This is a genomic window from bacterium, from assembly GCA_027622355.1.
In the GTDB taxonomy this organism is placed as follows: domain Bacteria; phylum UBA8248; class UBA8248; order UBA8248; family UBA8248; genus JAQBZT01.
Map to the genome: position 1 here is coordinate 1 of JAQBZT010000100.1, position 9,210 is coordinate 9,210.

Annotated in this window: 9 protein-coding genes; 5 read left to right on the forward strand and 4 right to left on the reverse strand. The window is 65.6% G+C overall.

The genetic code is table 11. The features are described from left to right. The first annotated feature begins 48 nt into the window (after positions 1-48). Positions 49-801, forward strand: coding sequence for a slipin family protein (locus O2807_07455; protein MDA1000337.1), 753 nt, complete (start codon positions 49-51; stop codon positions 799-801). Positions 802-835: 34 nt separating this feature from the next. Here the strand turns inward: O2807_07455 and O2807_07460 are convergent, their stop codons facing one another. Further along, the gene (locus O2807_07460) at positions 836-1,435 is read right to left on the reverse strand and encodes a thermonuclease family protein (GenBank protein ID MDA1000338.1); all 600 of its coding nucleotides are present in this window, start codon (positions 1,433-1,435) and stop codon (positions 836-838) included. A 292-nt stretch (positions 1,436-1,727) separates the two neighbouring features. On the opposite strand from O2807_07460, the gene O2807_07465 reads away from it, so the two are divergent. Continuing rightward, positions 1,728-2,006, forward strand: coding sequence for a hypothetical protein (locus O2807_07465; protein MDA1000339.1), 279 nt, complete (start codon positions 1,728-1,730; stop codon positions 2,004-2,006). On the opposite strand, the gene O2807_07470 is transcribed toward O2807_07465, so the two are convergent. After that, positions 2,003-2,668, reverse strand: a complete 666-nt coding sequence (locus O2807_07470; protein MDA1000340.1) for a thermonuclease family protein — start codon at positions 2,666-2,668, stop codon at positions 2,003-2,005. The two genes, O2807_07465 and O2807_07470, sit on opposite strands and share 4 nt — an antisense overlap. Before the next feature lie 175 nt (positions 2,669-2,843). Between O2807_07470 and O2807_07475 the strand changes: the two genes are divergently transcribed. The 3 genes from O2807_07475 (at position 2,844) to lsrF (ending at position 5,488) form a co-directional block, all read left to right on the forward strand. Further along, positions 2,844-3,857 carry an HD domain-containing protein gene (locus tag O2807_07475; protein ID MDA1000341.1) on the forward strand — a complete coding sequence of 338 codons (1,014 nt, stop codon included), beginning with the start codon at positions 2,844-2,846 and terminating at the stop codon, positions 3,855-3,857. A gap of 293 nt (positions 3,858-4,150) precedes the next feature. Further along, complete coding sequence (locus O2807_07480) at positions 4,151-4,420, forward strand: hypothetical protein (GenBank protein MDA1000342.1); 270 nt, start codon at positions 4,151-4,153, stop codon at positions 4,418-4,420. Positions 4,421-4,579: 159 nt separating this feature from the next. Further along, entirely contained in the window at positions 4,580-5,488 is a 909-nt protein-coding gene (lsrF, locus tag O2807_07485) for a 3-hydroxy-5-phosphonooxypentane-2,4-dione thiolase (GenBank protein ID MDA1000343.1), read from the forward strand. Here the strand turns inward: lsrF and O2807_07490 are convergent. After that, on the reverse strand, positions 5,485-7,455 hold the full coding sequence (locus O2807_07490; protein ID MDA1000344.1) for a bifunctional aldolase/short-chain dehydrogenase: 1,971 nt from the start codon (positions 7,453-7,455) through the stop codon (positions 5,485-5,487). The two genes, lsrF and O2807_07490, sit on opposite strands and share 4 nt — an antisense overlap. A gap of 10 nt (positions 7,456-7,465) precedes the next feature. Further along, a partial coding sequence (locus O2807_07495) for an AAA family ATPase (GenBank protein MDA1000345.1) occupies positions 7,466-9,210 on the reverse strand: 1,745 nt, incomplete at its 5' end.

The window sequence follows — 9,210 nt, forward strand, 5'->3', positions numbered from 1 at the left end:
TGGTCGGCATCGAGGGCTTGCGGTTGCGCGTCGTGAAGGAGGGATGAGATGAACCTGGGTCTGGTTGTGGTTGTCGTTGTCGTGGCGCTTTTTCTGCTCAGCGCCATCCGAGTTCTCAACGAATACGAAAGGGCGGTGGTCTTCCGGCTGGGCCGTTTTTCCGCCACCAAGGGGCCGGGCCTGATCATCTTGCTGCCCGTCATTGACCGGATGGTCCGCGTCGGCCTCCGCCTCGTTACGATGGACGTCCCGCCGCAGGACATCATCACGAAGGACAACGTGTCGGTGAAGGTGAACGCGGTGGTCTACTTCCGGGTGTTGGTTCCCGAGAAGGCGGTGATCGAGGTGGAGGATTTCCTCTACGCGACCAGCCAGCTGAGCCAGACGACGCTGCGGAGCGTTCTTGGGCAGATGGATCTGGACGATTTGCTCTCCGAGCGGGAAAAGATCAACCAGCAGCTCCAGGAGATTCTCGATCTCCACACTGATCCCTGGGGGATCAAGGTCTCCACCGTGGAGGTCAAGCACGTTGATCTTCCCCAGGAGATGCAGCGGGCCATCGCCCGCCAGGCCGAGGCCGAGCGCGAGCGGCGGGCGAAGGTCATCCACGCCGAGGGTGAGTATCAGGCGAGCGAGCGCCTCGCCCAGGCCGCCACGACGCTCGGCCGGGCGCCGGGGGCGCTCCAGCTGCGCTTTCTCCAGACCCTGACCGAGGTGGCGGCCGAGAACAATTCGACGATCGTCTTCCCGCTTCCCATGGAACTGCTCCGCGGGTTCGCCGACACGAAGGACAGCCAGTAGGCTTCCGGCGGCGAGGTGACCCCGGGCGGATCGCTCAGCGGCGGGGGCGGCCGTAGGAATCGGGATCGGGGATGGCCGGCAGGAGCCGGTTCGGCGGCTCCAGATCCCGCCGCTTCGGATCGAGGAATTCATCCCCCCATACCCCGCGCCGGAAGCGCTTGGCGGTGTTTTCGGCCTCGATGAGGCGGTCGCGGTAGCGCACGTTCGGGTGCTTGACGACGGCCCGGGCATAGCCGCTCACGATCATGAGTTCGTTCACCATCGTCCCGTCCGCGAGAAAGATGTAATAGCGGGGCATCCCGGATTCATCCACCAGCCTTTCATCCACTTCCAGCTCGACCGAGCGGCCCTCGAGGAGACGCCGGAGAAAAACGGCCGACTCGCGTCCGCCGCGCGCGGAGCGGGAGGGCGCGGCGACGCCCAGAAGGCCGGAGCGCAGGCCGCCCTCCATCTGGAAGCTCTCCCCGTCGAGGACCCGGACGATGCGGGCGCGCAGGCGCTTGTGTCCGTTCTCCGCATTCGCGGATGAGAGGAGCGCGAGGAAGGCGAGTGCCAAAGCCGCTGCCAAAGCCGCGAGCGGGAGGCGGCCCGCGGAAAGAAGGCTGGATATCGGATTGCGGTGAGGGGCGCGCACGCAAACTCTCCGGAGGATGAAGGTGGCCGCGACATTTTAAACGAGAAAAAACCGTCCAGCCATTTTAACTCCGGGCGGCGCATGATCTCTGGTGTGGGGGAAGAAAATGCCAGTTTTTTGGCAGTTTCGCCGCCGGGGTGGCCGGACATGCCCGGAAGCCCCTTTTATTTCAAATGGTTAATATGACCCCTCATGCGGCACGCCTTCTGCATTCATCCGGGGTGGATGGGTCCCCCCCCACGGCATGCCGGCGGCGGCGCGGGGTGGACCCCACAAGCAGGAGATGCAGAAGATGACGCAAAAATGGAATGAAGGAAAGGGGGATGTCCGGGGCACTTGGGCGCTGGCCGCGGTTTTCGCGCTCGGCCTGATGGTGCCCGCCCTTGCCTTTGGCGCGGAGGCCAAAAGCATACCGGTCCCCCAGATTCCCCGAAAGCAGATTCCGGGGGAGGTTCACCGCCGTCAGGCGCAGGCGTTCACGAAACGCCAGAAAAAGAACCGGCAGCTCGTCCAAAAAGCGAGAGGGGAGAGCACGGGGCTGAAGCGCGGCGGCACGGCGTACGAAAACTAGTGCTCTTTTCCCGGGGCGCGGTACCCGGCCCTTGCCGCCGTCCCGGCGGAGGAGAAGTACTGCCACCTGCGGGTGCACCGGAGGTCTTCATACCCTTGCGAGCCCGGCCGGTAGTACACCCGGTTCTGCCTGTCGCCGAGCACGCCTTTTGAGCGGCGCGCCCCGCCCGGAAGATTCCAGATGCCGCTCCTGCGGTGCTTCGCCAGTTTTTCCGCCCGGAGAAGGCGATTTTTTTCTTGCAGATCGGGCGGGTAGAAGCGCACCCGTGCCCAACCTTCCCGGACCATGATCTCGTTCACAAAGCCTGTGGGCCGGCCCGCGGCGTCGGACATATAGACATAGCGCAGCAGGCGGCCGTAGCGATCCGTGTCGCGGACATCCCGCCGCAGAAGGACGATTTTTCCCTCGACCAGTTCCCTGTTCCTTTCGGCCGCCTTTCGGCCGAGGCATTCGACCGGACGGCGCGGATGGTGAATCTCCGGGGTGTCCACTCCGATGTAGCGGACGCGGAGGCCGGACGCCAGCACGATCGTATCCCCGTCGATCACGCGGACCACGCGGGAGCGGGTGGTCTCCGGGGCGGCCGGGGCAGGCCATCCCGCCGCGAGCAGGAAGAAGAAAAAGAAGATGGCGGGGGGGGCTGTCGAGATTCCGTTTGGCATCGGGAAGGCTCAGGGCGGCCCGTGAATATTTATTTAATAAGTATATAGAAAAAATGAACAATTTGGGCCAATGCCGGGATCCGGCCGTTTTCTCCCGCGAAAGCGCAGGGGGCGGGGTTGTGGGAGGAAAAGCACCTGCTATGATTGGCTATCCGAAATTCATGGAGGGTAGGCGGTGGCCACCGTGGGCGGGCTGAAACAGGGCGAGCAGTTCGACGGCTTCTTCCGGGTACGCCAGCTGGAAGAGAGAAAAACCCGCGCGGGGAAGGCGTATCTCGACCTCCTGCTCGAGGATCGGACCGGTTCCGTCCCGGCGAAGGTGTGGGAAGTGGGGACCCAGATGCAGGGCTCCATTGAGCGGGGTGATTTCGTCAAGGTCAGGGCCCTGGCCGAGGACTACCGCGGCATCTTGCAGCTGCGCGTCCAGAGGATCCGCGCCGTGAACCAGAAGGACTACGACGAGGGCTTCGCGCCGGAGGACTGCATCGAGCAAACCCCCTTCGATGTGGAGGTGATGTGGGAGGAGTGCCGGAAGATCGCGGAGAGCTGCCACCCCGATGTCGCCGCGCTGCTCTTGTCCGTTTTCGATACCTGCGCCGACAAGATCCGTACCTGGCCCGCCGCCCAGCGCATCCACCACCCCTACCTCGGCGGCCTGCTCGAGCACACCCTCTCGGTCACCAAGACTTGTCTTTACCTGGCCGACAAGTACGAGATCTCGCGCGATCTGCTCGTGGCGGGGGCGCTGCTGCACGACATCGGGAAGCTCGATGAGCTCTCCGCCGCCACCGGGGGAAACTACACGGTCAAGGGGAGGCTGATCGGCCATGTCGTCCTGGGGCGGGACATCCTCCGCGATCACGCCGCGCGGCTCGGCCAGCTCCCCGAGGAGTTCCTCACCCTGCTCGAGCACCTCATCCTCTCCCACCAGGGGCTTCCCGAGTGGGGGACGGTCAAGGTGCCGATGATGCCCGAGGCCCTTCTTCTCCACTACGCCGATGACATAGACGCCAAGTTCAACGTCATGAGACGCGCCATCCTGCAGAACCAGAGCGATGAGGAATTCACCGAGCGCATCCCGATCCTCGCCCGCGCCCTCTACAAGCTGCGGCCCTACCTGCCGCAGGAAGAGCGCGATGGGGAGGAAGATGGCCTCCCGCCCGGGCCTCCTGAAGCGCCACCGGCCTGAGGCGGGCCCCCGTTTTCACCGCCGGCGCCTTGGCGGAACATCTTGCCGGTTTTCCTGCTTTCTCGAAAAAATCTGCCGGAAACTCCCGTCTCATCAGCCGCTTGGCGTCATGGGGCGGATCCCATAAGTATTTGTGTTTTATGGGTTAATGGACAGGTATCCGCGCGCCGCGCGGAACTCTCCCCTTGGCACGGAGAATGCATTTCGTTGTTTGCGCAAGGGCTTTTTTCGCCCGGAAACGGCCATTCCCGGATGGGTGCGGCGCAGGGAGCGGCGCAGGGAGAGAGGGCAAGATGAACTTCATCAAACAATGCGGCTACTGCTTCCGCCTGATGGACGAGGATGGGAAATACCATCAACTCGGCCTGGACGGAACGATATCCTGTCTTCAGGTGGGCACGACCTCCCGGCAGGAAGTGCCCATCACCCACGGCATTTGCTCGGACTGCTTCCAGAAAAATATCGCCAAGCTGCACGAGCCGGAGAGAAAAAAAGAGCGGATCAGCGACGGGATGCTGGCCCGGCTCGATTCTTTCCTGCACGGCTCGTCCCGCTCCGCGTAGCTTTTCCTCATTTTTTCAGACCGGCACATCATTTCAGCGCCGATCCATCTACTCTCGGCCACCTCTCTTCTGACTGGAAATGGGTGGGCGGAACCCGGTAGACTGCCGGATGCGGAAAGAGAGCTGAAACCCGCTCCCCTTCGGGACAGGAGATGCGCGATGGCCGATGTGGATGACATCCGGGACGGAAAAGACTACGGGGTCGGAATCCCCCAGCGGAGCGAGCCGTTTTTCCTCAAGGGCTCCGGCGCCCTGGACTGGGGGATGCAGAACCGCCTCGCACGGATATTCAGCCCCAAGACCGGCCGCACGGTGATGCTCGCCTTCGACCACGGCTACTTCCAGGGCCCGACGACAGGCCTCGAGCGCGTGGATCTGAGCATCCTGCCGCTCGCCCCCTACGCCGATGTGCTCATGTGCACCCGCGGGATGCTCCGCAGCACCATCCCGGCCGCGACGGGAAAGCCGGTTGTTCTGCGCTGCAGCGCCGGGCAGAGCGTTCACACCGAACTCTCGAACGAACTCGTGAGCGTGGACATCGAAGACGCCATCCGCCTCAACGCGGCGGCCATGGCGGCCCAGGTCTACATCGGGGCGGAGCATGAGCACAAATCCATCGCCAACGTCGTCAAGCTCATCGACACCGGGACGCGCTACGGCATCCCGACCCTCGCCGTCACCGGCGTCGGCAAGGACATGCAGCGCGACGCGCGCTACTTCGGCCTCGCCACCCGGATCGCGGCCGAGATCGGCGCCCACTACGTCAAGACCTATTTCGTCGAAGAAGGATTCGAGCGGGTCACCGCCGGCTGCCCCATCCCCATCGTCATCGCGGGCGGAAAGAAGCTGCCCGAGCTCGACGCGCTCGCCATGGCCTACAAGGCGGTCGATCAGGGGGCCGCGGGGGTGGACATGGGCCGCAACATCTTCCAGTCCGAATCGCCGGTCGCCATGATCCAGGCCGTCCGGGCGGTCGTCCACGAAAACGAGCGGCCCGACAAGGCCCACGATCTTTTCCTGACGCTGAAAGCGGAGCTGGCGGGGGTGCGCCGCAACGGCGCCGGCTAGATCACCCGCGGGTCGCCCCCATCGAGGGGCACCTGGGCGCCGGTCGTCTTGGCGAAGAGCGGCCCGCACATCTCGGCGGCCATCTCGGCCACATCCCGGCTCGTGATCTCGGCCTTGAGCAGGTTCCGCTGCTTGTATTCCTCCACCGTCATTCCGTAGTGCGCTGCGCGCGAGGCCAGAACCTCGGGCGTCCACACCCCGGTGTCGAAGACCGCGTCGGGGTGGATCGAGTTCACCCGGATGCCATCTTCGGCCCATTCCAGGGCGGCGATCCGCGCCAGTTGGTTGACCGCCGCCTTCGAGGCCGAATAGGCGGCCGCTCCCTTGCCGGGCGCGGCGACGTTCTTCGAGCCGATGACGACGACCCGCCCCTTTCCGGGCGCCGCGCGGAGAAGGGGATGGCACGCGCGCAGGAGGGCGAGGTTGGCGTCGAGGTTGATCCCCATCACCTTCCGCCACTCATCGTCAAGGAGCGCGGCGATCTCCCGGCTCGCGGGAAAGATGCCGGCGTTGAGGATCAGCATGTCGAGGCCCCCGAAGCGGCGCACCCCCGCATCGAGGGCGGCTTCCACCGCGTCCGCGCGGGTCACATCGCATGTGAGTCCGATGTAGTCCGTGCGATCATGAAGCCCTTCGACGGCGGGGTTGATGTCGAGCCCGACGACGGCGGCCCCCCGCGCGAGAAAAGACGCCGCGCAGGCTTTTCCGATGCCGGAGGCCGCGCCCGTCACCAGCGCCGCCTCGCCGGTGAATGGGGGCGGATTTTCCGGCTTGCGGAGCTTGGCCTGCCCCTGCCGCCAGTACTCGACATCAAAGCACTCCGCCTCGGACACGGACCGGAAGCCGCCCAAGGCTTCCGCGCGCAGGATGATGCCGATGGTGTGTTCGTAGATATCGCCGTTGACCCGCGCCTCGCGCGCCGTCCGCCCCGCGGCGAGAAGGCCGAGCTCGGGATCGAGCACAATCCGCGGGGCCGGGTCGAGCATGGCGGGCGGGGGGGCCTGCCGCCCTTTGTGGGCCTCGAAATATTCCACATAGCTTTTCCGGTAGGCCGCCGCATCGCGGCCGATCATCGGCAGCCGCTTGGTGTAGAGCACATGATCGGGGGTGGCGGGGCCCTTCCGGGCGAGCGCCTCGAGATCATCCCGGCGGGCGAAGGCCGCACCCTCCGCGCTCTCCTGCACGGAAAGAAGAAGGGGATGGCCGGCGGCCTCTGAGATTTCCCGCCGCAGGGCGGCGATCGCGCTCCGCCGCGAAGGTTCCGGCGTTCCGCCGGATGGGGAGGGAAGCGCCCACGCGCCCTTTTCCCTCAGATACGTCTCCGCCATCCCCACGAGTTCGATCATCCGCTCGTAGGATTCCCGCGCGCTCTCTCCGAAAGAGAACACCCCGTGGTGCATCAGGATGAGGCCGGTGGTCCCGGTGGATTTTTCTTTCCCGAAAGCCGCCGCCGCCTTGGCGAGCGCGAAGCCCGGCATGCGGTAGGGGACAACCACCACGGTATCCCTGTAAATTTCTCGAATTCGCTCGAGCCCGTTCTTCGTGTTCGTGATGGCGATCACCGCGTCGGCGTGGGTGTGGTCGGTGAACTTTCCGGGAAGGATGGCGTGGAGGAGCGCCTCGACCGAGGGGGCGGGCCGGTCCCGCCGCGCCATGGCGGCCCGCATCTCGTCCATCATCTCCGCGTCGGTGAGGGCATCGAGCTGAAGTATCTTTCGCAGGTGCGCGAGGCGCACCGAGGCGAAGTCCGCCTCCTCGATTCCGGCGAGGTCCGCCCCCGAGCCCTTGACGTAGAGGATTTCCTCCACCTCGCCGAAAATGTTTTTCTCGCTCGTCTTCAGCGAAGTGTTTCCGCCGCCGTGGAGCACCAGCGAAGGATCCCGGCCAAGAAGCCGGGAGGTGTAGACCCGCTGGCCCAGCTCGCCCGAAAATTCCGCGGCTTCCGCATCGTTCCACAGGCTTTTCATCCGGAACCTCTTACTCTTCCAGGGGATGATAGGTGAGCTCGCCCGAAGCGTCCGCTCCTCCGTCATCATCCCACGCTTCGCCCGCATACGCTTCATCCGGCGGCCGCTCATCCCAGACGGCCTCCTGCGCCTGCGAGGCGGTTTTTTCTTCCGGAGGGGATGGCGCAGGTGCCGGTCCCGGCGCCGCCCCGCCACGGAGCCGCTCGCTCAGGCGGCTCCATCTCCGGCGGACCTGGGCGTTCTTCACGGCGATGGCGACCGCCTTCTTGGTCCCGACGAAGACGGCCAGCTTCCTCGCCCGGGTGAGGGCGGTGTAGATAAGGTTCCGCTGGAGCATCGGGTAGTGCTGGGTGTGGAGCGGCACCACGACCGCCGGGTACTCGCTCCCCTGGCTCTTGTGGACGGTGACGGCGTAGGCGTGCATCACCTCGTCGAGGCTGCCGGCGGTGTGCTCGATTTCCACCCCGTCGAAGGCCACGCGCAGAACGCCCGCCTCGGGGTCAACCTGGCGAACGAGGCCGATGTCGCCGTTGAAGACGTTTTTTTCATAATTATTCCGCACCTGGATGACCTTGTCGCCGGGGCGGAAGGTGCGCCCCCCGCTCCGGAGCACAGGCCCGCCCGCGGCGGGGTTCAGCGCTTCCTGAAGGCGGGCGTTGAGATTCTGCACACCGAGGATGCCGCGCTGCATCGGCGAGATCACCTGCACATCCGCGATCGGGTCGAGTCCGAAGCGCTGGGAGATGCGGTCCCGGCAAAGCGTGATGATGGTGTCGGCGCAGGCTTCGGGATCGCTCTCCTCGATGAAGTAGAAATCGAGCAGCTCCCCTTCGACCAGAGGCTTCCCCCCGCGGGGCATCTCGCCCTGGTTGACGCGGTGGGCGTTCTCGACGATGAGGCTCTCCTTCGCCTGCCGGAAGACCTCCTGGAGCCGGACGACGGGCACGGCCCCGGACTCAATGACATCGTGGAGGACGGTGCCGGGCCCGACCGAGGGGAGCTGATCCACATCCCCCACGAGAATGAGCACCGCCTGATCGGGAACGGCGCGCAGCAGTTGGGCGATCAACTGGATGTCGAGCATCGAGGCCTCGTCGATTACCAGCGCGTCGGCCTCGAGGGGACGCTCCGCGTCGCGGGTGAAGCCCCCCGAGGCCCAGTTGTATTCCAACAGGCGATGAATCGTGCTTGCCTCGTGGCCGGTCACTTCGGCGAGGCGCTTGGCGGCCCGGCCCGTCGGGGCGGCCAGCAGGACCGAGAGGCCCAGCTGCCTGTAGAGGCGGGTGACGGCGTTGATGACGGTGGTTTTACCGGTGCCGGGCCCTCCCGTCACGATGAGCACTTTTTCCGTCAGCGCGCTCTCGATGGCCCGCGCCTGATCGCCGGTGGCCTGTCCGCCCTCGACGGCCTGGCGCGCGAAGTTCGCAAGCCGCTCGTGCGCATCCCCTCCGGCGAGGCCGCGCCCCCTGAGCGCGGCCGTGAGGCGCTCCCCGTCCCGTGAGGCATTGAGAAGCATGCGGAGCCGCCTGGCCGTCTCGGTCTCGGCTCCGTAGAGAGGGACCGAGTAGACGGCCGTGCCTTCGGCGCCTTCCCCTTCTTTGCCCGGGAAGGATTCGACGACGATCCCCCCGATCCGGCCCTGTCTCTCGATGGCGGTGGAGACCAGCTCGTCCGCCACTTCGAGCATCTCGCCCGCCTCCGCCGCCAGGGTGTCGTAGGGGAGATAGACGTGACCGGACGATTCGGCCTGCTGGG